Below are 21,441 nucleotides of genomic sequence, written 5' to 3'. Positions count from 1 at the left end.
ATACCGCTGGAAACCAGCCTGCCCGCTCCGAAACATTACGCCGCTCGACACGCGCGTCGCTGCCGCAACGGGGCGCCGGCAGGTGGCGATCGGTTGGAGCATGCCCTTATTATCCGGGAAAGAAAACAGGCGCAACCGTCGCCTGTCATTGCGTCGTGCGCGTTGGCGAGCGCGGTGCTGAAGCCAGGATTAGAATCGGTTGGACTTGACGTTGCAACAGGCGTGAACGCGTAATCTGTGCGTCTGAAGCCAAACCCGTGCTGTCCATGCCGGAGGAATCGTGAGCCGAACCGAAACCGCTTTGATTGTGGGCGCTGGAGCAGGCCTGAGCGCCTCTCTCGCGAGACTGTTTGCGTCGGAGGGCATGCAGGTTGCGCTTGCCGCACGCGATACGGGCAAGCTGACGGATCTCGTCGACGAGACGGGCGCGCTTCCGTTGAAATGCGACGCGAGTCGAGCGGACGACGTAAAGGCGCTGTTTGATCGCGTCAAGGGTTCTTTCGGCGCGCCCGACGTGGTGGTCTACAACGCCAGCGGGCGATATCGCGCAGCGGTCGAAGACATCGAGGCGGACAAGCTGGAGGAGGCCTTGAAGATCACCGCATTGGGCGGCTTTCTGGTCGCACAAGCGGCGGCGATTCAGATGTTGGCGCGTGGCAGCGGCTCCATTTTGGTTACCGGTGCGACCGCGAGCGTCAAAGGGCTGCCGGGCTCAACGCCCTTTGCCATGGGGAAATTCGCGTTACGAGGAATGGCTCAATCGATGGCGCGAGAACTCGCACCGAAGAACATTCACGTTGCGCATTTCGTGATTGACGGGGGAATCGCAAGCAGTCGTCCGGCGGCGGTGACAGACGGAGGCAAGGACGACAGGTGGCTGGACCCGGACGCGATTGCGAAGGAATATCTGCACATCCATCGGCAGAATCGCAGTGCGTGGACGTGGGAGGTCGAGTTGCGGCCTTGGGTGGAAAAGTTCTAGCCGTACTGACTTGGATGGGAAAGTCTCGCGTTGGCGGACTGGCCGCCAACGCGAAACGGCGAACGCGCGTTAAAGCGAGCGCGCGCGGCCTCCGCTGAAGAGGCGCAAGATGGCAAGCAGGATGACCGCACCGATCAACGCGGTAATCAGCGAGCCGATGATGCCGCTGCCGATGTGCAGGCCGAGAACGCCGCCGAGCCATCCGCCGATGAATGCGCCGACGATCCCCACGATGATGTCGACAATGATGCCGAAGCCGCCACCGTCAACGATGCGGCCGGCCAGTGCGCCGGCGATTCCGCCAATAATCAGCCAAAAGATAATGCCGTGCGATACCGGATCCATGTTCATTACTCCTTGGGTTGAACCGCTGAGGCGGTCGTTGCCAGCCATTTTGCTGTGAACGACCCTACGCAAGCGGCGTTCCCGTTACGCCTCGTGGCTCGCTTCGTTGCAGAGTCGGTGCGTAGCAGCGCTTATCTTTTCTTTGGATCTTTCTGTGCACGTGTCAGGGATCGGTTTTGGCCAGGTAATTTTGTCAACGAGGCTGGACACCGGTGCATCAGGTCATAATTAATCACGCACCAACTCCACAGCCGCCGCCGACACGAACTCAGCCCGTACGCTGTCGCCGACTTTCAGTTCATCCAACGGGACGCTGTTTGCCGCTCTGAGCACCTGCCGATGCCTGGGTCCACGCAGCGTGACCATACGGCTCTTGCGGTCAATCCGGAGCACCGTCGCGACGACCTGTACGCGATGTGCGGACGATGCGTAACCCGCGGCGGCAGGAATCGCCGCTGTGCTTTCCACGCGCTCGCGCACGCCGCGAGTCGCGAGCTTGTCCAGGTGGATCAGGAGCGCCTGCTGGTAAGCGACGTTCAATGCGTCGCCAACTCGCAGCTTGCTTACGTCGGCGAGGGCGGGATTGACGTCCACATCCGCGAGATTGCCGCGCGGACCGCGCAAGGTCACGCTATTGGTCGCGGGGTCGATGGCAACCACACGCACCTGAGCATGAATCACCTCGGCACTGCCGAGCGCCTGCTGTCCGGTTTCGGCGTTCGCGGCAACGTCCTGCGCGAAGCCCGTCTGACAGCACGCGAAGCTTAGCGCCGCGGCGGCGCTCCATCTGGACGCGGCATGCAGCGTTGCGCCATGCAGTGAGGCCATGCTGTGCTCCTGAAGAAACCGGCTCCGTGCGGCGCTTCGCTACCCGTTCGAAGCGCTGCCCCGCTCACAACTCGGGACGCGCGAGGTCGCTGATCACGATGTGCTCGCCGTACACCTGCGCCGCGGCGACGGCCTCGAGCTTGGTCGCGTAGGGACCGAGTTCGGGTGCGCCTTCGAATGGAAACAGCACGCGGCCGTCGGTGGTGCGAACCACTTTCAGGACGCCAAAGAAGCGCCGGTATCCGGCCAGCTTCGACGTCGCGGAAATCTCGAAATCGTCTTCCGACGTGCCGGGCACGCTGGGGATGAATGCGGTCTTGCTCATACCTGAAAACTTCTCTTTGATCGATGGGACGACGCCAACGCGAAAACGCCAAGGCTACACCCGGTTGCCCGCGACGAGATTCGTCATGGGCAATCATTGTCTCAAATCCGCGTAACCGCGATTATGCAGACCGTGGCGAGCCGTTTCATCGAAGGACAGAGCACCGACAGTTATGCCACGCCAAATAACTGGTATAGCGCCAACCTGCAGTGTCGTTCACGTCGGCGTCATACGTGGTGCATAGAGTGTGGCCCGGACTAAAACATCAACACTCAGGGGTCACCCATGTCACAACGCGGAAGGCTGCGTGCTTTTCTGACGGTCGTTTGCGCGGCCTTGCTTGGTTTGATTGTGGCCGCATGCGGCTCGTCATCGTCGTCGCTGAATGTGGTCGGACAGCAGAAAATCCGGCACGTTTTCGTGATCACGCTGGAAAACGAAAACTATGCAACGACGTTCGGTGCCAACAGCAAGGCGCCGTATCTGTCGCAGACGCTGGCTTCGCAAGGCGCGATGGTGCAGCAGTACTACGGCACGGGGCACGTGAGCCTCGACAACTACATCGCGATGATCAGCGGCCAGGCGCCGACTCCGGAAACCGACAACGACTGCATCACGTTCCAGGACTTCAAGCTGACCGGCATGACGTCGGACGGCCAGGCGATCGGCTCGGGCTGCGTATACCCGGCAAGCATCAAGACGTTGCCGGACCAGTTGAAAGCCGCGGGCTATACCTGGAAGGGTTATGAGGGAGACATGGGCAACGACACGGCCCGCGAGGCAGCCACGTGCGGCCACCCGACACTCAATACCACCGACATGACGCAGTCGGCGGAAGCGCCGAGTGCGGCCGTGCCGTTGGGCGACCAGTACGCGACGCGCCACAACCCGTTCATGTACTTCCATTCGATTATCGATTCGGCGGACTGCGGTCAGAACGTCGTGAATCTGAACAGGCTCTCCACCGATCTGCAGTCGATATCGACCACCGCCAACTTCAATCTGATTACGCCGAACCTGTGCGACGACGGCCATGACGCGCCGTGCGTGAACGGTCAGCCGGGCGGCCTGACGAGCGCGAACACGTTCCTGCAGAAGTGGGTGCCGATTATCACCGCGTCGCCGGCATTCAAGCAGGATGGGCTGCTGATCATCAACTTCGACGAGAGCAGTTACGCGACCGTCACGCAACCGTCGGCCACCGTGGAGAACCTGATCTTTTCCGGGTCGACGTGCTGCGGCCAGCAGCCGGGACCGAACCTCGCGCCGTTCCCGCAGACGTCGTCGCTCGCATACAAGGGCATGACGATCAATCTGACGAAGCAAAGCTACGGTGGCGACCAGACCGGCGCCGTGATGATCTCGCCGTTCATCAAACCGGGCACCGTGTCGACGGTGCAGTACAACCACTATTCGATGCTCAGGAGCATTGAAGACATCTTCCAGCTCAGCCACCTCGGCTACGCGGGACAGGCTGGCCTCGTCGGGTTCGGCAACGACATCTTCACGAACCTGTAAGCGCTTCAATGCTGTCTTCGGTTATGCGGTTCACTACCTGGTCGACCAGGCGCGTCGCGGCATTCGTGGCGCGTGCGCCGGGCCTCGCCTGTCGCGCGACGGGCACGGCGAGTTTCTTCCTGCTCGGCGCCTTGATGCTGGCCGGGCACGGACCCGTGGCGTCGGCCGCGCCGGCATCGTCCGACAGTAAGCCTGCTCTGAGCGACGCCGCGGCCTTGGGCAAACTGATGTTCTTCGATCCGGCGTTGTCCGCGTCGGGCAAGATGTCGTGCGCGAGTTGCCATAGTCCGTCGCATGCGTATGGGCCGCCCAACGGGCTCGCCGCGCAGCTGGGCGGCGCGGGTATGCACTCACAGGGCACGCGCGCTGTGCCGAGCCTGCGCTATACGCTCAACCGCACGCCTATGTGGAGCCACGCGCAGGCCGCCAGCCTGTCCGAGCGCCTCAGCGAGACGGACAATGCGCCGGTGGGCGGCTTCGGCTGGGATGGCCGGTTCAATCTCCTGCACGATCAGGCCACTTTCCCGCTATTCGATTCGAACGAGATGGCGAACAAGGACCCGGCCGCCGTCCTCGCAAAGCTCGAGCGGGCCCCCTATGCGTCGCGCTTCAAGGAGGTGTTCGGCCGGAACATCTTTGTCGGCCGCAGCAAGGCGTTTGCGCAGGCGATGTATGCCATCGAGCGATTCGAGCTGGAAGACCCCAGCTTCCATCCGTACACGAGCAAGTACGACTACTATCTCGATGGCAAAGTGCAACTAACTGCACAAGAGACGCGAGGTCAGAAGTTGTTCGACGACCCGGCGCGAGGCAATTGCGCGTCTTGTCATATCGACCAGCGCGGTGTCGATGGCTCGCATCCGCTTTTCACCGACTTCAACTTTCAGGCGCTCGGCGTGCCACGCAATCCCGAGTTACGGGTCAACGCCGATCCGAAGTACTTCGACATGGGATTGTGCGGGCCGCTGCGTAAGGATCAGTCGAGCGACCCGAGCAATTGCGGACTGTTCAGGTCGGTATCGCTGCGCAATACGGCGACCCGTCAGGTGTTCTTCCACAACGGCCGCTTCCATACGTTGAAGGACGCGCTGCGGTTCTATGTTCAGCGCGACACCAATCCGGCCAGGTGGTATCCGAAAGATGCGCACGGCAAGATCGATAAATTCGACGATCTGCCGGTCGCATTGCGCGTGAACGTCGACACGACGGACGAACCGTTGACGCGTAAAGCGGGCGAACGTCCGGTATGGTCCGAGCAGGATATCGACGACGTCGCCGCATTCCTGACGACGCTCAACGACGGCTACGACCTGAGGAAATCGTCGAAGTAAAGTGCGCCTTTTAATCATGTGCGTTGATTCGTAAGGGATTTTTGGCAGCCGCTTCGACGACACGGGTATAATCGGAGGAATTCTCCTTTTCCCCGACCTTTGTTATGCGCCGGTTACTTTGTCTGATCGTGCTTTCTCTCGGCCTGATCCAATCAGCGTCAGCCGACGAAAACACCGACCGCATGACAGCCTATCTCTCACATAAATTCGGTCTGGCGAAGGAAAGGGCTCAGAAAATCTCCGACGCGGTGCAATCCGCGGCATCGAAATATTCGCTTCCGCCGGCGCTTCTGCTCGCCATCATCTCGATCGAATCCCGCTTCAAGGAAAAGGCCAAGGGCGCGAATGGCGCGACCGGGCTGATGCAGGTCGTGCCGGGCGCGCATCGCGGATTGCTGCGGAATGTAAAAGACCTCACCGAGCCGACCGCGAATATCGAAGCAGGCTCGGCCATCCTCTATGGCTACATGCGCTCGGCCAATGGCGACATGAACGCGGCGCTCAAAAGCTACGGCGGTTCGCAGGCTTACGCGCAGAAAGTAAGCTTGCGCGTGGAAGACTTCGCCGCCGTCGCCAAGCCGCAAATCGCCGCACAGGCGACGGACGCGCCTTCTGCTTCATGCGAAGGCCAGGCGGCCGGCCCTTGTGCACCGGCCTACGACAGCTGGATCAACGCGTTCTCCGTGCCGGCTGGTGGTTCGGGCCGGTAACGGCTTGCATCGGATTATTTCGGGTTACAACAGATCGCGTCGGGCTGAACAAGCCGCCGCGATCAACCCCGATCATGCGTGACAGCCACGGAACGTGGGGTATCGCCTGCTTTTTCCGCACGCGCATCAACCGCTCTACAATGCATTCCCAGTCGCGCACGCAGCGCCCTCTCTTATCGCGTCATCTCCTGATCTTCTGATCGACCATGTTCACCTCGTTTTCCCGATCCGTCGCCGCTTCCGTGTTCGGCGTGCTGGCGCTCGCCGCGTGCAGCAGTTCGTCTTCCCCGAAATTCACGCAGGAGCTGTTCGAAACCGGCGCGAGTCCTTACGCGCGCAACTTCAATTCAAGTACGACGGACGCCTGCGAAGCCGCACGCCGTGCGCTGCTCAGTCAAGGCTATCTGACGACGATGTCACGCGCCGACACCGTCGATGGCACCAAGAATTTTCAGCCGACGGGTGACACGCATGTCGTGGTCGAATTTCACGTGGTGTGCACGCCAGGCGAGGAAGCGAGCGACACGAGCATTGTTTACGTCAACGCCGTTCAGAACGGCTTTGCGCTCAAAAAGAGCGATACCTCCGCGACGGTCGGGCTGAGCGTGCTGGGTTCGCTGTCGTTGCCGATCCGCTCGAACAACGACGCGATGGTGAAGATTTCGAGCGAAACGATCCCATCGGGCAAGTTCTATGACCGATTCTTCGGTCTCGTCGATCACTATCTGCAAACGGTGGTGCGCACCGAACCTGTGACGAGTACCCGGATCGAAACGCGACTGCTGCCGGTGCCCGTCGACGCCGCAGTGCCGGCGCCCGTCCCCGAGATGCCCGATGCGATTAACAAAGCCGCCGCCATACTCCCCGCGAGCGGATCGGATACGACACATTGAGTTTCGCGGAGCGGCCGCGTGTGATGCGATTCGCGGCTGCTCAGTCTTTGACCTGAGCATCGGCCTGTCCTTATCCAAGCTGTTTACTTCAGATGGATGTATACGTAGTAGTAGTTAACAAGCGTCCGCCATTTCTGTGGATAACTGGTAAATCCGGTATTGCATCAAGGCGGTGCGAATCTCATAACCGATCGCAATACGTCTGTAGAAAAACTACATAACCGGGATAACCCTGGCAGGGGCTGAGCGCTACGAGGGTTTATCAAAGTTCGGCACACAGGCTGTTCCCTACGTTGTACCCCAGTTATCCAGAGAGATTTGTGGATAACTGCCTGTGCTTCGTGTTCTTCTCTTCGTCTTCCGACACCGATCTCCAGCCCAGGCGCTCGCAAGCGAACAGACGCCTGCTCTGGCAACGCGCACACTGCAAACCGGACGGTACGAAGATTGCGCGTCTTTACTGCAAACGCGACTGTTGCTATTTAGTCAAAAAGTTTTCAACGACGGTCCATACAGGCATAGAGTTAAAGTGCTTTCTGAAGTTACTGGTGCAGTGCGGGGGGTGTATGAAACGCAGATCAGCAAGACAACTCGTTCGTCTTTTGTCCGACATCCGGCACGCCACGCATTGCACGACGCTGCGTGCGGCCGCTACCAACCGCGCAATGGCGCTGGCTTGCGCGGAGAGCGACGCAGACTCCGAACGGGACAATGAAAGTAGCGAAACCGTGCGGGACAATCATCAGGACAAGCCGGTGCGGAGCGGATCATGAGAACAGCGAGTGATTATTCACTGCGCTTTCTGGTCGAGAAATGGCTTGCTCCGTCGCCTGCGGTTGCGGTCCACGTTACCGAATTCAGCCGAATGCGGCTCGGCGGCTGCCGTTACGTCCGCGTCGAGACGGCCGACGACGCCGGCTCGCGCAGCCTCTTTTTCTTTCGCCACGACGACGGCTGCTGGTGTGTGTTCCCGCCGACTTCGGATCGACCGCATTTGAATGCGCATCCTCGTGCTGCATGAAGCCACGCAGTGCCGTCCAAGTGTCTTCCGCGCAAAATCACGCATGCGGACCAGCAAAAATCGCGCAGAAAGAGCGTCTAGGTAATCTCCCTAATATGGATTGCTTAACGAGCGAAAGCGTCGCGAAAGAAAGCTGTCTCCCGGAAAATACATATCGAGTTTTAGACATGACAAACCGCCTACGCTGGGTAATACTCTCCGGCGGGGAGCGGGAAGGCGCCTCAAGCCCTGTCTGCTTCGCCGTGCAGCTATTTCATTCACACTGACTCAGTCGTTCAGGTTTGGGGATCAACACATGAAAAAAGTCATCGTCTCGCTCGCAGCCGCATCGATCGCGCTGGTTTCGGTTCAGGCATTCGCACAAGCTTCGGACGCAGCTCCGGCTGCTGCTAGCGCACCGAAGAAGCATCACATCAAGAAGCTGAAGACGCACGGCAAGCGCGCTCCGGTTGCTGCGGCAGCTTCGGCAGCTGGCACGAACGACAAGGGCACGCAGAACTAAGCTGTTGTCCGTCTAGCTGCATTGCGCCGCTAGCTGGGCAATGCTGCACGGGTTCGGTGAAACGCCATGCCAGCAAAAAGGCCAGAGCTTGCTCTGGCCTTTTTGCGTTGCTCCTCGCATTCTTTCTGCATCTGCGGCGCCGGCCACTCACTCAAACCGCGGCGGCGCCCAGTGTTCGCAGCGGTCCCAGTCAGCCTGCGAGGCCACGCTTGATGACTTCGTTCAGCAAGCCGGTCATGCCGTCGGGATGCGTCGCTGCGCGTTCTTTCAACTCGGCGACCAGATCGCCATTCAACTTGCACGCAAACGCAACGAGGCCTTGCGCCTGGTCGAGCTTGCGCTGCTCGCGGCGGTCAAGTTTCGGCTCGGCGATTGCACCTTTGCCAAAGCGATCCGCACTTGTCAGTTTCATCGCGTTGTTCAGTTTGAGCGCCTTGTTCTTTTCAAGGTCGGTTTTTTTCATCGCCATACGGAAGGCCTCTGCCAGATAAATAATCCCGCATTGTACGCACCGCGCGACATGCTCAAGCGAAGTTCAGGTGGACGCGTCCCGCGACGCCGCAACACTGTCCATCAGCGCCCGCATTTTTTGCCAGTGCGTGCCTTCCCAGAAGACGCGCCGGCAAACATCGCAGGTAACGAACAGATGATGCCGCTCAAGCACGCCATCAGGCGCGCGGCCGCCGACTTCTTCCTTCGCGATTCGCCGCAGGGGCGCATTGCACATCAGGCACAAACGAAACGGCTGCGCGCTGCCTGCCAGATCGAGTCGTTCGAATACTTCGCGCAGCTGTTCGCGCGGCCGTAGCGCGCGCACGTAGCAACCATGCGTGATATTGCGCCGTTTCAGCAGCTCGCGGTCGCGCGTCAGGACGACGCGCTGCTCGACGGCTGCAAGTGCTTCGATGTCCGCGTCGGGATAGTGATTGTCATAAAGCGTGTCGAAGCCCGCGAGACGCAGCAGCGGCGCGAGTCCGCCGAGATGGGCGTCGGCGATGAAACGCACCGTGCGCAACGGCCGCTCGCGTACGCGTAATAATGGCTGGATGTCGAGCGCTTCGAATGTCGGATAGACGGCGATGCGGTCGCCATCGGCCAGAAGATGATCGAAGCCGACTGATTCGTCGTTCACGAGAATCAGCTCGACTTCGGTGTGCGGCACGCCGAGCACTTCGATCATATGTTTCGTGGTGGCGCCGCGCGCGCAGGCGTAGCTGAACGTGCGCCGGCGCAGCGGGCGGGCGAGGAAATCGTTCAGCTCCTCGTAGAAGCGGAAGGTCGCGGTCACCATACCTGCAGTATCGCACTGGACTTCACTGCGCGTTGTCCTGCAGGTGTCGCATGGGTGTGCTTTACTTCCAGTTCTTTAGAAGATGGAGCGACAGATGGACATCGGTTTTATTGGTCTCGGCGAGATGGGCGCGGCGATGGTGGCAAACATTCTGAAAGCCGGACACCAGGTGCGCGTGTGGAACCGCTCGCCGGAGCGTGCACAGCCGCTCGCCAACGCGGGGGCGCGAATCGTCGCCACGCCGGCCGAAGCGTTCGCGGGCGACGCCGTGTTCTCCATGCTCGCCGACGATGCCGCGTTGCGCGACGTCGTCACGGCGGAACTGCTGGAGCACGCACCGCGCGGCCTCGTGCACGTCAACATGGCGACGATCTCCGTGGCCCTGGCCGAAGAACTCGCGACGGCGCATGCATCGCGCGGGGTGCATTACGTCGCGGCGCCAGTACTCGGCCGGCCGGACGTGGCGGCCGCGGGCAAGCTGACGGTGGTAGCCGGCGGTCCGGCGGAGTCGATCGATCTCGTGCAGCCGATTTTCGACGCGATCGGCCAGAAAACGTGGCGGATTGGTTCGCTGCCGCAGCAGGCGAACGTGATGAAACTGGCCGCGAACTTCATGCTGGCCGCCGCGGTGGAAACGCTGGGCGAGGCGTCGACACTCGTGTCAGGTCATGGTGTCGGCATGCAGGATTTTCTCGATGTCATCACGAGCGGACTATTCCCGGGGCCGGTCTATTCGGGCTACGGCAAGATGATCGCGGAGCAACGCTACGAGCCGGCGCTGTTCAAGGCGCGTCTCGGTCTGAAAGACGTGCGTCTTGCACTGGCTGCCGCCGACGCCGTCACCACGCCATTGCCGATTGCGAGTGTCGTGCGCGACAGCCTGATCGAAGCGGTCGCGCACGGTGATGGCGAGAAAGACTTCGCTGTACTGGGTCAGGTCGCAGCGCGGCGAGCGGGCCGCTGAGCAGCAAGTTTCGTGGATAGGCAACCGCCGCAACGAGCTATCCAGCCAATGATCCGCGCTTCAGCAAGTGCGGCGTGGTTTTTTTGCAACATTGAGGGTCAACCCTAGTTTGAATGTTGCGACGCACCAAGGATTTTGCTATAGTGGTTCTTGTCTCCTCCATGTCTCCTCTGATATGGATTCAGCCCGCCGAGCTAGGCGGGCTTTTTTTTGCCCGCACATTCCAGACGCGGCGCGTCTTCGCTTCCCGCCATCGAGAAAAAGCCCGCTCGCCCTTTTACGTGGTGGCCGCCACACTGTCGTGTTTCACCTTCCCCAGCGCGCGGGCCTTCGTCTCAGAATCGGTACGAGACCGCGAGATACGAGATGATAGGGTCCGCTTTCAATTCGGCCTTGGAGACGCCCAGCTCCGTGCCGTCCGCGGCCTTGATAATCACCGACGAGGTCGTCTTCAGCGGAATGTACGTGACCGACGCCACCACGCCCCAATGGTCCGTGATGTTGTACGACAGCCCGGCGTTGAACACCGGCGCCCATGATGACGACGCCTTCGCCGACACCTGCGTTTGCCCCGGCTTGCCCGCGCCCGCGGCGAGCACGGCGCCGAGATTGTTCTGCGTCGACGTGACGAAGTTCTGACTGAGCTGAATGTCGGAGAACCAGTTATATGACACGCCGACGCCGACGAATGGCCGGAACTTCGCGGTTGGCGCATTGAAGTAGTACTGGAAGATCAGTGCCGGGCTCCACTGACGCACGCTCTTCACGATCGGATTGGATTGCGGGTCGCCTAGGTCCTGCTGGCCGAGCGCGCCCGCCGGACCCGGCGGCTGAATGGTGCCGTGGCCGTAGATCTTGAACACCGGTGGCACGCCCGCTACCGACGTCACGGCAATATGGTCCGTCACGTAATGGCTAAAGACGAGACCCACCGTATTCGCGCTATTCGTCGACAACCCCGTGCCTGCCGACGTGAACGAACTCGGCAAACGCAGCGGCGTATTGATGGGCGTCGGCGCGACATTCGTGGTGAGTGGCGTGCTCGAATCCTGCGGCATCACGTGAAACCAGCCGAGCACGGCGACGTTGTCGCCCGCATGCTGGGCGTGCGCGCTGGCGGACAGGCACGCGGCCAGTATCGCGAAACAGATTCTTCTCATGTTGCGTCTCCTGAGGGCGCGCTGTGCGCTCGTTTTATCTCGTGGCGCGCGGTGAGCCACGGCGGTGGGCTGATCCGCCCTTGCGCCATTGCGCCAGGTGTTGGGTAAGTGCGGCCTGCCGCGTCGCGTCTGCTGTCAACGCAGCGCGCGACGCGTGGGTCTCATTGCGCCATGGCGGCGCGTAGCTGACCCGTCACTGGACGAACGCACCGATCGTGAAGTACGGCGACGCCGCGTTCGTCAGATCGAGATAGCCGAACACACCGCCCGTGAAGATCATTTTTCCGGTCGGCGTGGTGCCGGTCGGCGCGCCGACTTGCGTCGTCTTCACGACGCCTGGCACCGCTTGCGTGTAGTCGAGGTTCAGCGCGGTCGCGAGCGACGCCTGCGACGCGTTGAACGGATCCAGCAACGTCGCCTGCGTGCCTTCGAGCGCGGTGGTGCGATAGTCGAACTGGCTATCCACACCGATGTACTCACCGTTCTGCGAGTTGACGGCAATCGCGGTTTGCGGCGACAGAATCGAGATGCCCGATTCATCGTCCGCGTAAGGACCGAGCGCGCCATTTTGCGGCGTGGTGATCGACGAGTTCGCCGCGCCAGTTCGCACCAGAATCGGCACCAGTTGATTACGCAGCTTGCCGACGATCATGTAGCCGCGCGCTTCGGGCGTAGAGGCGAGGGTCGGCTTTGCCTGCCCCTGGAAGTTGTTGGTCTGGAACGCACCGCTGCCGTCGGCCGCCGGGGTGAAGTTCGTACCTGGTTGCTGGCATTTGCCTGCGTTCACGCCCGAGTTGTCACACTCCTGCCAGGTGCCGTCCGCGTTGATCGTAATTTTCGAATCGACCGCGACCGGCGCGAAATTCTGCGACGGCACCTGGTGATAGCCGAGCTGGTTGTACGTGCCGACTACGTTGGCGAGATTCGTTTCGATCGACGAGAAGCCGATGAACGGGTAGTAAGGGAACCGGGTATCCGGCACTGCGCCCACCCCGAGAATTCCGCCGAACGAAATTTCGGCGCCCGGGATCGTGCCGCCCGCCACGCCTTCGCCGACAAATATCCGCGCCGGACGCGCGGGGTCGAGGCTCGCGCCGTTCAGACGGAATGCGCACTGGTTCAGCTTGTTGGTCGGCAGAAGGGTTTCCGGGGTCAGCGTGCCGCTTGCGGTCTGGCCCGCGCGGGTCGGCACGACCGTGCCGGTGGTAGCCGGAATCGGCGACTCGACGTAATTGACCTGCCAGGTCATCCTGGTCGTATCGAGTTGCAGCTTGACGAGTTCACCGTCACCGCCGCCGCCGGTGAATACCGTGTTGTAGTCGAGTGACGATGGGCACAGACGGACCTCCGTCACCGGGCCATCGCCGCCACCCCCACCGCCGCATGCCCCCAGTAACGGCGCCGCAATAGCGAGCGCCGCAATGACTTTCCGATTCATACCGCCTCCAGATTATTTTTCGTTGTGTGTGGCCGGCTCCCGGTCCGGCCACCATTTGCTTGATTTGTCCGGCAACCGCGCACGGGCCGTTTGCAAGGCCTCAGTTGCGTCGCCTTTTGGAATGCGTCAATGACTGATTTGCGCTCCGATGCCGAAGTAGGGGGCGCCTGCCGACGAGCCGTTCAGCTGTGATGTCGTGGCGACGCCGCCGTTGACCGAGTCCTGGATCGTGATCGCGTAGAGGCCGCCGGATGCGATCGCGAAACCGGTTTTGCCTGCCTTATCCTGGACGCCGATCAGTCCGGGGCTCGGCAGGCCGTAGCCGAGGCCGAAGCCGTCTTCGGCGTTGGAGGTCGTGGGGTTGATGAAGGTGCCTATCGGTCCCTGGATCAGCGTGGCGGTATACCGGAAATTCGAATCCGCGCCCACGTAGCCGCCGTTGAAACCGCCCGATGCCAGCGGCGTAGCCGCGGCGAGCATCGCGATGCCGGATTCGTCGTCCACTTTCGCGTCGAGATGCAATGGCGCGGTGCCGAGGTTGACCGAACCGGTGCGGATCACGAGCGGCACCGTTGCACCGTTGATCTGCCCGAGAATCATGTGAGCTTGTGCGACAGGGCCGCTCTTGCCGCTGGGCAGTGTGAGTTGCGTGCTGATTTGCGGCGCGTTCTGACTGTCGAAGTAGCCACCACTGTTGAGCGTCCAGGCGGTGCCGGTCGTCAGGCAGCCGCTCGAACTCGGCGTGAACGCACTGTTGCTCGGGTTGGAACCTGTGCAGTTGCCACTGGCGTCGAATGTCTCCACCGTGTTCGTCGACGTGGCGGCGTAAGCGCCCGACGGCACGAGGTGATACAGCAAGCCGTTATACGTGCCTGCAAGCCTGGTGAGGTCCGTCGACGTGCTGGCAAAGCCAAGGAACGGATAGAAGTCGAAATGGCGCGCGGGCACCGCGCCGATGTTTTCCAGCCCCGGCACTGGCAGGATGGTCAGACCGTCGTATTCGACATCGGCGCCAGGAATGCCGCCGCCCGCCACGCCGAGACCCACGAGGACCATCGGCGGATTGGGGTTGTTGACGAAGTCTGCCGTTGTGTACGTTGTGCCGTTCGACGCGGTGCCCGTCCCCTTGCCCAGAATGAACGCGCAGCGGGTCTGTTCGGCAGTGGGCAATGTGCCAGTCGGCGGATGGATCACCGCGCCGGTAATCTGCGTGCCCTCGCGGGTCACGGTAACGTCCGCGTGGATCAGTGGGATGGGCGATTTGATCCACTTCAGCGTGTAGGTCATCGCGGTCGCGTCGATGTTCAGCTGAACCACTTCGCCACTACCCGCCCCGCCAAGATAAGTGCTCTTGACGATATCAGCCGTGGCCGGACAGAGCGCCGCAGCGCTCGCGCCGGTTGGCGGCGCTCCCTGAACACCACAACTCGCGCCCGAGCATTGCGGCGCGTTGACCGGGCCCGGATTGTCGGCCTTGCCGCCGCCGCAAGCGATAAGGAATGGGGCCGCGGCAATGGCTAGCGCCATGCCTCGAATAATGGCGTGCGACATGCGTCTGTCTCCCTCATGTAATTGTGCGAGCTAATTTCGCTTTGTGTTTATTGCCTGTCAATCGAATAAGCCGTCTAAAAAGACCGATTCAAACAGCGCTCATTTCTTCGTATGCGCACTACGCGGGCGCTAACAGCCCTTTTAAACAAAAAAGGATTTTTGCGTTCTGCACGCGCCGAAGTTGCTATGCCGCACACGCATGCCAGCCAAGCCTTGCAGCAAAACGGCTCTATCATCTTCGAACGATCGTTCGCAAAAAAATCCGGAATTTCCCCAGGCGGAAAACTCTGCGTAGCAGAGAAATGGATGGCATGAATTACCGGAAAATGGAAGAACGATCTTATTCCGGTTTTTTAAGTAATGCGGGCTACTACTGATTAACGGCAGTAATTGAATAGCGGGGAATTTTTGAACGAAAAAAAGCCGGTCTGTTGTGACCGGCTTTTGGTGTATCGCGACGAATCAGATCGACATTGTGGTGAAGCGAAGTCAGCGCCAGCGTTAGCGTTTCAAGCCGGATTCCTCCTTGGCGCCGATCGCGAGGTTCATGCACTGAATGGCCGCGCCCGATGCGCCCTTGCCCAGATTGTCGAGCCGAGCGACTGTCACGAAACGCTCTTCGTTGCCGAACACGAACAGGTCGACGCGGTTGGTGTCGTTATTCGCTTGCACGTCGAAGAAACCGCTGTCGAGATTCGCCTCGGCGTTAAACGGTGCGACGTGCACGAACGCCTCGCCGGCGTAGTACTCGGCAAAGAGCGCCTGCACGTCCTGCGGCGTTGCCTTCTTGGCAAGCTGGTTTGGCGAGAAGAACGTGGTGACCGCGAGACCCTTGTAGAAGTCGCCGACGATCGGCGTGAAGATCGGCGCCGACTTCAGCCCGGTGTGCGCAGCCATTTCCGGCAAATGCTTGTGCGTGAGACCGAGCGCGTAAGGCCGCGGGCTCTTGAGCTTGTCGTCACCGCCGGCTTCGTACTCGGCAATCATTTTCTTGCCGCCGCCGCTATAGCCGGTGATCGAATACGCGTGCGCCGCGAATTGCGGCGCCACCACACCCGCTTCGACGAGCGGACGCATGGCGAGCACGAACGCCGACGCGTGACAGCCCGGCACGGCAATGCGCTTTGCCGTGCGCAGACGCTCGCGTTGCGAACGGGCCAGCTCGGGCAGTCCATACGCCCAGTCGGCGGACGTGCGGAACGCGGTGCTCGCATCGATCAGCACGGTGCGATCGTTTTCCACCAGCGAGGCCGATTCGCGCGACGCAACGTCGGGCAGGCACAGGAACGTCACGTCCGAAGCATTGATGAGACGACGGCGCTCTTCGAGGTCTTTGCGCTTCGCTTCTCCGATACGCAGGATCTCCACATCGGCGCGTTGCGACAGGTATTCAAAAATCTTCAGGCCGGTCGTGCCTTCCTGTCCGTCGACAAAAACTTTCGTGCTCATTTCGATCTCACTGGCTGCTGGAAACGGGGCGCGAGGCTGCGCCGGAACGTCATTTTAAGACGTCACGGCGGCAGGCGTGCAAAACAGGGTAAAAAAACGACGATGCGCGCCGAAAGTGACATCGGCGTGACCTTTTGAGCGGCAGATGCATGCCGTTGCCGCACGAAGCGCGATGCGCCCCGTGTGGGCGCCCCGCGTTGCTATTGCGCGCCGGCGAGCCAGCGCGCGGTGACGCCGGCGATTCGCACGCCGAACATTCGCGCCGTCTCCAGGTCGCCTGCAGGCGGTGCTTCTTCGGGCGAAGCATCCGCGGGCGACTGGGTGAGCAGGCCGGTAAAGCCGCCGACATAGTTCAGGTCGTTGCGCGTAGCCGCCTTGGTGTTCGACGGCATCATGCCGGTGCCCGCCCAGATCATGCTGTGTTGCATGGCCAGCGTGACGAAATACTGGATTGTCGAGAATTTGTCGCCGTTCATCGTGGCCGAGTTCGTAAAGCCGGCCGCGATCTTGTCTTTCCACAGTTGCCCGAACCAGGCTTTCGAGCTGGCGTCCGCGAACTTCTTGAAGTCGGCGGACGGGCCGCCCATGTAGGTCGGCGCGCCGAAAATGATCGCGTCGGCGGCGGCGAGTTCGGTCCAGGCTGCCTCGTCGATATCGCCGACGGGCATGAGCTTTCCTTCGGCGCCGGCTTCAAGGATGCCGGCCAGCACGGCTTCGGCGGCTTTCTTCGTGTGGCCATAACCGCTATGAAAAACGATGACAATCCTGGACATGACGATCTCCAACAAGGTGAACGGGTTTCGAATCGAGGCAAGGCAAGGTGCGGGCGCGATTATCTTCCGTAACTGACCACCAGCCGCGCGCTGCCGAGTGTCGCAGTGCTGATCTCATGATCGAACATCAGCGCGGGGCGGCCCTGTGCGAGACGCAGATCGGCGGTGTTCAGCGCGTAGACCGTGATGACATAGCGGTGAGGCTTGCCCGGCGGCGGGCATGGGCCGCCGTAGCCGTCGACGTCGAAGTCATTGCGCGCCTCGACGGCACCAACTTTTTTCAGATAGCCCGAAAAGCTCGCGTTTTCTGGCACGCTGTCGACCGTGGCCGGAATGCCGGCGACCGCCCAGTGCCACCAGCCCCGGCCAGGCGCGTCTTCGTCGAATATGGTAATCGCGAAGCTGCGGGTGCCGGACGGCGCGTCGTGCCAACTCAATTGCGGAGAGCGGTTGCCGCCCTGGCAGTCGTCCTGATTGAAGACCTGCGCGGCTTGCACGGTGTTGCCGGCGTGGAAGCTGGTGCTCTTCAGGGAGAACGTGCCCTGCGCCGAAGCGTAAGGGGCGAACAGAGCCAACCAGGCGAGACCTGACATCGCGCATAGAAAGGAAGGCAGGTGGCGGAACGGCGAAACCATCGAAACAACCAGGCAACGCAGGCGCATGTGCCGGTTCTCCTGTGAGGGCGTGAGGCCTTTGGCCCCACGAAGATTATTGTCCCTTTTTGGTGCCCCAAGCTCGAATCAAAGTCTAACATTAGCTCTACGATGCATATTGTTGTTTCCCACCGGATTTTGCGAGGGCGAATCGGCTATAGTCAGAGGAATTTTGGCGCAAGAATGGCCATGCTCCCTTAGTTCAATAACGATCAAAAAAAACGCATGACAGAAGTCTTGGAGAGGGTTTTATCTGTAGGGGGCAGGGCGATGCAAGATCCAGTCAGGGTCGTGGTAGCGGACGACCACCCAGTCATTCTGTTTGGTGCCGAACAGGCGTTGCTGAAGTTTCCCGGTCTGCAAGTTGTCGCACGTGCACGGCAGTCCACCGAGTTGATCAAGGTGTTGCAGACGGTCGCGTGCGACGTGCTCGTCACCGATCTGGCCATGCCTGGCGGCCAGTACGGCGACGGTTTGCCACTCATCGGCTATTTGCGCCGCAATTTTCCCAAGCTTCCCATCGTCGTTCTGACAATGCTGGAGAACGCCGCGCTACTCAAGCGGCTAAGCGAGCTTGGCGTGACTTCGGTCGTGAACAAGTCGGACGATCTGAGCCATATTGGGCTCGCCGTGCAGCACGTCAGCCGCAATCTCGAATATATGAGCCCGTCCGTCAAGTCGTCGCTCGATGCGTTGCGCATGAATGCCGGAGGCAAAAACGACGAAGTCATGTTGTCGCGGCGAGAACTGGAAGTGGTGCGGCTCTTCGTGTCCGGCATGACGATCAAGGAAATTTCCGAACAGCTCAATCGCAGCATCAAGACGATTAGCACGCAAAAAAATACGGCGATGCGCAAGCTTGGTATCGATCGCGATTCGGAACTGTTTCAATACGCGCAGAGCAATGGCTTGCTGAATCTGTCGTCGAATTCAACGGAAGATCCGGGCAACGCTTCCTGATCGGGCGTGCGTGAGGTAGGGGTAAAAAAGAGAAGGCCGCCTGTCGATAAGACAGGCGGCCTTTGCATGTGAGCTTTACCGACCGCTGCGTTGCTGCTTGACGCTCAATGCCGCGGCCTGAAGCAACGACATACGTTACTGCGGCGTGGAGGTCGCGCCACCGTGCGCCGCCGACCATTCAGCCGGTGCGTGCAGAAATTTCTCCACTTCGTCGAGCGTTTTCGTGTCGAAGTACTGGTTTTCCTTCGCGACGCGCAGCACGTCCCACCACGTGGCGAGCGCGTGCAGATCGACGTCGATGTCCTTCAGCACGGACACGCTTTCCTTGAAGATGTTGTAGTGGAACAGCACGAAGCAGTGATTCACCGTGGCGCCGGCGGTGCGCAGTGCGTTGATGAAATTGATCTTGCTGCGGCTGTCGGTGGTCAGGTCTTCGACCAGCAGCACGCGCTGACCTTCGGTCAGCAAGCCTTCGATCTGCGCGTTACGGCCGAAACCCTTCGGCTTCTTGCGCACGTATTGCATGGGCACCATCAGGCGGTCGGAGAGCCACGCCGCGAACGGAATGCCGGCGGTTTCGCCGCCCGCCACCGCGTCGATCTGCTCATAGCCGACGTCGCGCAGAATGGTGGTCTCGGCCATTTCCATCAAACCACGGCGCACGCGCGGATACGAGATCAGCTTGCGGCAGTCAATATAAACCGGGCTCGCCCAGCCGGACGTAAAAATGTACGGTTTCTCCGCGTTGAAGTGCACTGCCTGAACTTCCAGCAGCATCTTGGCGGTCGTGTCGGAGATCGTCTGGCGATCGAAGCCTGTCATGGGCGCATCCTTGGGTGTGAGCGGGGAGAAGCGGGCGCGCGGCCCGGTGGCGCAGCAAGTGAGGTATGTCGCGCCCCGTTGGGCGGCGCCTGGCGGCACGCCCTTAAGAGCCGATACGCGGCCAGTCTGCGAGTTGCAGGCCGACTTTTGCTGCGCGAGTAGGCCGACATTTTACCCGATTCAGACCTTTCCGAGGAGGCGGCCGTGCATCGCGCCGCTCGACGACGAGCGGCGCGACGCCTGTCTCCTATGCTTTTTGGCCAGCTTGTGAGCCACATGAGCCGCCTTTACACTCACGCGAATTTCTCGTGTCTGCGCTATCGCCGCCGTCCTTCTCCCCATGGAACGCTTTCTATGACCGCCGCTTCTTCATCAACTGGAACCGATACGTCCTCAAAGAACGGCTATGCGGGTCGCGCGCTGGTTGCATCGGTACTCGGTTATGCGATGGACGGCTTCGACCTGCTCATCCTCGGTTTCATGCTGCCCGTCATTGCCGCCGACCTGCACCTGAGTTCGGCGCAGGCCGGCTCGCTCGTCACGTGGACGCTGGTCGGCGCGGTGGCGGGCGGTGTGATCTTCGGCGTGCTGAGCGACTACTTTGGCCGCGTGCGAATGCTCACATGGACGATCCTGATCTTCGCCGTGTTCACGGGTCTGTGTGCGTTGGCGCAAGGCTATACCGATCTGCTCGCCTACCGGACCATGGCAGGGATAGGCCTTGGCGGCGAATTCGGCATTGGCATGACGCTGGTGGCGGAAGCGTGGCCGGCGTCGCAGCGGGCGCGGGTCTCGTCGTATGTTGGACTTGGCTGGCAGCTCGGCGTGCTGGCGGCGGCGCTGCTCACACCGTTGCTGTTGCCGCTGATCGGCTGGCGCGGCATGTTCGCGCTCGGCTTGCTGCCGGCGGTCGTGTCGTTTTTCGTGCGACGCCGCGTCGACGAGCCGGCGTTGTTCACCGGGCGTGTAACGCGCGGCAAGCGCAAGCTGCCACTGACATTACTGTTTGCCAACGGTCGTACGACTCGCGCCAGCATCGGCGTCGCGATTCTGTGCTCGGTGCAGAACTTCGGTTATTACGGGCTGATGATCTGGCTGCCGAGCTATCTGTCGAAAACGTTCGGCTATTCGCTGACCCGCTCGGGCCTCTGGACGGCAGTGACGGTGCTCGGCATGGCGTGCGGCATCTGGTTATTCGGCGCCGCAGCGGATCGCTTCGGCCGCAAGCCCACGTTCCTCGTCTACCAGGCGGGCGCCGTGGTGATGGTCTTCGTCTACGCGCATCTCACCACGCCGGTTGCGCTGCTTGTCGGCGGCGCGGCGATGGGTGTGTTCGTCAATGGAATGATCGGCGGATATGGTGCGCTGATTTCCGAACTGTTCCCCACCGAGGCGCGCGCTACCGCTCAGAACGTGCTGTTCAACGTGGGCCGCGCGGTCGGCGGCTTTGGACCGGTCGTGGTGGGTGCGCTGGCCGCGCGTTATTCATTCGGCGCGGCGCTTGGCCTGCTCGCGTCGATCTATCTGCTCGATATCCTGGCTACGCTGTTTCTGATCTCCGAGCGCCGTGGCGTTGAGCTGGAGTGAGCGTGACGTAAGCTGACGTGAGCGGATGACAGCAGGCGCGCGTACCAACAGGGTCAATGGCGTCGATGAGAGGAATGGCAGAACGTCGGCACACGCCCACGACATGCCGCGCTGCAGCATTTTTGCCCCTTGTCTCGCGGATGGTGAGCATGGTTAACCACTCAGTGCACCCATGCATTCGGGGTGTACACTAACCGACCCGCGAAGCACTCCGCACTGTCCTGGTCCCGCCGAGGTTCGACGCCACGCCCAACCGGCGCACGCGAAAACCGCCCCGGTCGACTATCCATCCGATCGATGCAAGCGGCGCTACGGCGCAGGGTGCGCGGCCCCATTAC

General features: G+C 61.1%; 22 protein-coding genes. 10 read left to right on the top strand and 12 right to left on the bottom strand.

Features of this window, described 5'->3' with window-relative positions:
* Positions 1-280 precede the first annotated feature (280 nt).
* Positions 281-982, top strand: coding sequence for an SDR family NAD(P)-dependent oxidoreductase (locus tag AAGS40_RS14185; RefSeq protein ID WP_345812090.1), 702 nt, complete (start codon positions 281-283; stop codon positions 980-982).
* A gap of 69 nt (positions 983-1,051) precedes the next feature.
* On the opposite strand, the gene AAGS40_RS14180 is transcribed toward AAGS40_RS14185, so the two are convergent.
* The 3 genes from AAGS40_RS14180 to AAGS40_RS14170 all read right to left on the bottom strand — a co-directional run bounded on the left by AAGS40_RS14180 (position 1,052) and on the right by AAGS40_RS14170 (position 2,480).
* Complete coding sequence (locus AAGS40_RS14180; protein WP_345814421.1) at positions 1,052-1,327, bottom strand: GlsB/YeaQ/YmgE family stress response membrane protein; 276 nt, start codon at positions 1,325-1,327, stop codon at positions 1,052-1,054.
* A 228-nt stretch (positions 1,328-1,555) separates the two neighbouring features.
* Positions 1,556-2,155, bottom strand: a complete 600-nt coding sequence (locus AAGS40_RS14175) for a hypothetical protein (protein ID WP_345812089.1) — start codon at positions 2,153-2,155, stop codon at positions 1,556-1,558.
* 64 nt (positions 2,156-2,219) lie between these two features.
* Positions 2,220-2,480: a DUF6723 family protein gene (locus tag AAGS40_RS14170; protein ID WP_345812088.1), complete on the bottom strand. Its 261-nt coding sequence runs from the start codon at positions 2,478-2,480 to the stop codon at positions 2,220-2,222.
* Positions 2,481-2,765: 285 nt separating this feature from the next.
* Between AAGS40_RS14170 and AAGS40_RS14165 the strand changes: the two genes are divergently transcribed.
* From AAGS40_RS14165 to AAGS40_RS14140, 6 genes are all read left to right on the top strand, one after another.
* Positions 2,766-3,998 carry an alkaline phosphatase family protein gene (locus AAGS40_RS14165; RefSeq protein WP_345812087.1) on the top strand — a complete coding sequence of 411 codons (1,233 nt, stop codon included), beginning with the start codon at positions 2,766-2,768 and terminating at the stop codon, positions 3,996-3,998.
* A gap of 23 nt (positions 3,999-4,021) precedes the next feature.
* Positions 4,022-5,329, top strand: coding sequence for a cytochrome c peroxidase (locus AAGS40_RS14160; RefSeq protein ID WP_345812086.1), 1,308 nt, complete (start codon positions 4,022-4,024; stop codon positions 5,327-5,329).
* A gap of 104 nt (positions 5,330-5,433) precedes the next feature.
* Complete coding sequence (locus tag AAGS40_RS14155; RefSeq protein ID WP_345812085.1) at positions 5,434-6,039, top strand: transglycosylase SLT domain-containing protein; 606 nt, start codon at positions 5,434-5,436, stop codon at positions 6,037-6,039.
* Between the two features lie 206 nt (positions 6,040-6,245).
* On the top strand, positions 6,246-6,932 hold the full coding sequence (locus AAGS40_RS14150) for a DUF2242 domain-containing protein (RefSeq protein WP_345812084.1): 687 nt from the start codon (positions 6,246-6,248) through the stop codon (positions 6,930-6,932).
* A gap of 769 nt (positions 6,933-7,701) precedes the next feature.
* Positions 7,702-7,953, top strand: coding sequence for a hypothetical protein (locus AAGS40_RS14145; RefSeq protein WP_345812083.1), 252 nt, complete (start codon positions 7,702-7,704; stop codon positions 7,951-7,953).
* A 295-nt stretch (positions 7,954-8,248) separates the two neighbouring features.
* Positions 8,249-8,455, top strand: a complete 207-nt coding sequence (locus AAGS40_RS14140; protein WP_345812082.1) for a hypothetical protein — start codon at positions 8,249-8,251, stop codon at positions 8,453-8,455.
* A gap of 190 nt (positions 8,456-8,645) precedes the next feature.
* On the opposite strand, the gene AAGS40_RS14135 is transcribed toward AAGS40_RS14140, so the two are convergent.
* Both AAGS40_RS14135 and AAGS40_RS14130 read right to left on the bottom strand, forming a co-directional pair.
* A complete protein-coding gene (locus AAGS40_RS14135; protein WP_345812081.1) occupies positions 8,646-8,924 on the bottom strand; it encodes a hypothetical protein in 279 nt (92 codons plus the stop codon).
* 66 nt (positions 8,925-8,990) lie between these two features.
* The gene (locus AAGS40_RS14130; protein WP_345812080.1) at positions 8,991-9,746 is read right to left on the bottom strand and encodes a Mut7-C RNAse domain-containing protein; all 756 of its coding nucleotides are present in this window, start codon (positions 9,744-9,746) and stop codon (positions 8,991-8,993) included.
* Between the two features lie 94 nt (positions 9,747-9,840).
* Between AAGS40_RS14130 and AAGS40_RS14125 the strand changes: the two genes are divergently transcribed.
* Positions 9,841-10,710 carry an NAD(P)-dependent oxidoreductase gene (locus AAGS40_RS14125; RefSeq protein ID WP_345812079.1) on the top strand — a complete coding sequence of 290 codons (870 nt, stop codon included), beginning with the start codon at positions 9,841-9,843 and terminating at the stop codon, positions 10,708-10,710.
* 335 nt (positions 10,711-11,045) lie between these two features.
* On the opposite strand, the gene AAGS40_RS14120 is transcribed toward AAGS40_RS14125, so the two are convergent.
* The 6 genes from AAGS40_RS14120 to AAGS40_RS14095 form a co-directional block, all read right to left on the bottom strand.
* Positions 11,046-11,870, bottom strand: a complete 825-nt coding sequence (locus AAGS40_RS14120) for an OmpW family outer membrane protein (protein ID WP_345812078.1) — start codon at positions 11,868-11,870, stop codon at positions 11,046-11,048.
* A gap of 193 nt (positions 11,871-12,063) precedes the next feature.
* A complete protein-coding gene (locus tag AAGS40_RS14115; RefSeq protein WP_345812077.1) occupies positions 12,064-13,308 on the bottom strand; it encodes a DUF2957 domain-containing protein in 1,245 nt (414 codons plus the stop codon).
* 126 nt (positions 13,309-13,434) lie between these two features.
* Positions 13,435-14,859 (bottom strand): DUF2957 domain-containing protein, encoded by a 1,425-nt coding sequence (locus tag AAGS40_RS14110; RefSeq protein WP_345812076.1) that lies wholly within the window; start codon positions 14,857-14,859, stop codon positions 13,435-13,437.
* A 501-nt stretch (positions 14,860-15,360) separates the two neighbouring features.
* Complete coding sequence (argC, locus tag AAGS40_RS14105) at positions 15,361-16,308, bottom strand: N-acetyl-gamma-glutamyl-phosphate reductase (RefSeq protein WP_345812075.1); 948 nt, start codon at positions 16,306-16,308, stop codon at positions 15,361-15,363.
* A 200-nt stretch (positions 16,309-16,508) separates the two neighbouring features.
* Positions 16,509-17,081: a flavodoxin family protein gene (locus tag AAGS40_RS14100; protein WP_345812074.1), complete on the bottom strand. Its 573-nt coding sequence runs from the start codon at positions 17,079-17,081 to the stop codon at positions 16,509-16,511.
* A gap of 59 nt (positions 17,082-17,140) precedes the next feature.
* Positions 17,141-17,743 carry a YbhB/YbcL family Raf kinase inhibitor-like protein gene (locus AAGS40_RS14095; RefSeq protein ID WP_345812072.1) on the bottom strand — a complete coding sequence of 201 codons (603 nt, stop codon included), beginning with the start codon at positions 17,741-17,743 and terminating at the stop codon, positions 17,141-17,143.
* 261 nt (positions 17,744-18,004) lie between these two features.
* Between AAGS40_RS14095 and AAGS40_RS14090 the strand changes: the two genes are divergently transcribed.
* Positions 18,005-18,694 (top strand): response regulator, encoded by a 690-nt coding sequence (locus AAGS40_RS14090; RefSeq protein ID WP_345812071.1) that lies wholly within the window; start codon positions 18,005-18,007, stop codon positions 18,692-18,694.
* A gap of 135 nt (positions 18,695-18,829) precedes the next feature.
* Here AAGS40_RS14090 and AAGS40_RS14085 read toward each other — a convergent pair whose 3' ends face one another.
* Entirely contained in the window at positions 18,830-19,516 is a 687-nt protein-coding gene (locus AAGS40_RS14085; protein WP_345812070.1) for an orotate phosphoribosyltransferase, read from the bottom strand.
* A 354-nt stretch (positions 19,517-19,870) separates the two neighbouring features.
* Between AAGS40_RS14085 and AAGS40_RS14080 the strand changes: the two genes are divergently transcribed.
* On the top strand, positions 19,871-21,103 hold the full coding sequence (locus AAGS40_RS14080; RefSeq protein ID WP_345812069.1) for an MFS transporter: 1,233 nt from the start codon (positions 19,871-19,873) through the stop codon (positions 21,101-21,103).
* Positions 21,104-21,441: the final 338 nt, after the last annotated feature.

It is taken from the genome of Paraburkholderia sp. PREW-6R, from assembly GCF_039621805.1.
In the GTDB taxonomy this organism is placed as follows: domain Bacteria; phylum Pseudomonadota; class Gammaproteobacteria; order Burkholderiales; family Burkholderiaceae; genus Paraburkholderia.
The sequence above is the reverse complement of the archived record's forward strand: the minus strand, read 5'-3'. Positions and strand labels throughout refer to the sequence as shown.

Excerpts from the sequence above, each read along its gene's own strand:
- AAGS40_RS14180 (WP_345814421.1), bottom strand. The coding sequence starts at position 1,327 with ATGGATCCGGTATCGCACGGCATTATCTTTTGGCTGATTATTGGCGGA.
- AAGS40_RS14175 (WP_345812089.1), bottom strand. The coding sequence starts at position 2,155 with ATGGCCTCACTGCATGGCGCAACGCTGCATGCCGCGTCCAGATGGAGC.
- AAGS40_RS14170 (WP_345812088.1), bottom strand. The coding sequence starts at position 2,480 with ATGAGCAAGACCGCATTCATCCCCAGCGTGCCCGGCACGTCGGAAGAC.
- AAGS40_RS14165 (WP_345812087.1), top strand. The coding sequence starts at position 2,766 with ATGTCACAACGCGGAAGGCTGCGTGCTTTTCTGACGGTCGTTTGCGCG.
- AAGS40_RS14160 (WP_345812086.1), top strand. The coding sequence starts at position 4,022 with ATGCGGTTCACTACCTGGTCGACCAGGCGCGTCGCGGCATTCGTGGCG.
- AAGS40_RS14155 (WP_345812085.1), top strand. The coding sequence starts at position 5,434 with ATGCGCCGGTTACTTTGTCTGATCGTGCTTTCTCTCGGCCTGATCCAA.
- AAGS40_RS14150 (WP_345812084.1), top strand. The coding sequence starts at position 6,246 with ATGTTCACCTCGTTTTCCCGATCCGTCGCCGCTTCCGTGTTCGGCGTG.
- AAGS40_RS14145 (WP_345812083.1), top strand. The coding sequence starts at position 7,702 with ATGAGAACAGCGAGTGATTATTCACTGCGCTTTCTGGTCGAGAAATGG.
- AAGS40_RS14140 (WP_345812082.1), top strand. The coding sequence starts at position 8,249 with ATGAAAAAAGTCATCGTCTCGCTCGCAGCCGCATCGATCGCGCTGGTT.
- AAGS40_RS14135 (WP_345812081.1), bottom strand. The coding sequence starts at position 8,924 with ATGGCGATGAAAAAAACCGACCTTGAAAAGAACAAGGCGCTCAAACTG.
- AAGS40_RS14130 (WP_345812080.1), bottom strand. The coding sequence starts at position 9,746 with ATGGTGACCGCGACCTTCCGCTTCTACGAGGAGCTGAACGATTTCCTC.
- AAGS40_RS14125 (WP_345812079.1), top strand. The coding sequence starts at position 9,841 with ATGGACATCGGTTTTATTGGTCTCGGCGAGATGGGCGCGGCGATGGTG.
- AAGS40_RS14120 (WP_345812078.1), bottom strand. The coding sequence starts at position 11,870 with ATGAGAAGAATCTGTTTCGCGATACTGGCCGCGTGCCTGTCCGCCAGC.
- AAGS40_RS14115 (WP_345812077.1), bottom strand. The coding sequence starts at position 13,308 with ATGAATCGGAAAGTCATTGCGGCGCTCGCTATTGCGGCGCCGTTACTG.
- AAGS40_RS14110 (WP_345812076.1), bottom strand. The coding sequence starts at position 14,859 with ATGTCGCACGCCATTATTCGAGGCATGGCGCTAGCCATTGCCGCGGCC.
- argC (WP_345812075.1), bottom strand. The coding sequence starts at position 16,308 with ATGAGCACGAAAGTTTTTGTCGACGGACAGGAAGGCACGACCGGCCTG.
- AAGS40_RS14100 (WP_345812074.1), bottom strand. The coding sequence starts at position 17,081 with ATGTCCAGGATTGTCATCGTTTTTCATAGCGGTTATGGCCACACGAAG.
- AAGS40_RS14095 (WP_345812072.1), bottom strand. The coding sequence starts at position 17,743 with ATGCGCCTGCGTTGCCTGGTTGTTTCGATGGTTTCGCCGTTCCGCCAC.
- AAGS40_RS14090 (WP_345812071.1), top strand. The coding sequence starts at position 18,005 with ATGCAAGATCCAGTCAGGGTCGTGGTAGCGGACGACCACCCAGTCATT.
- AAGS40_RS14085 (WP_345812070.1), bottom strand. The coding sequence starts at position 19,516 with ATGACAGGCTTCGATCGCCAGACGATCTCCGACACGACCGCCAAGATG.
- AAGS40_RS14080 (WP_345812069.1), top strand. The coding sequence starts at position 19,871 with ATGACCGCCGCTTCTTCATCAACTGGAACCGATACGTCCTCAAAGAAC.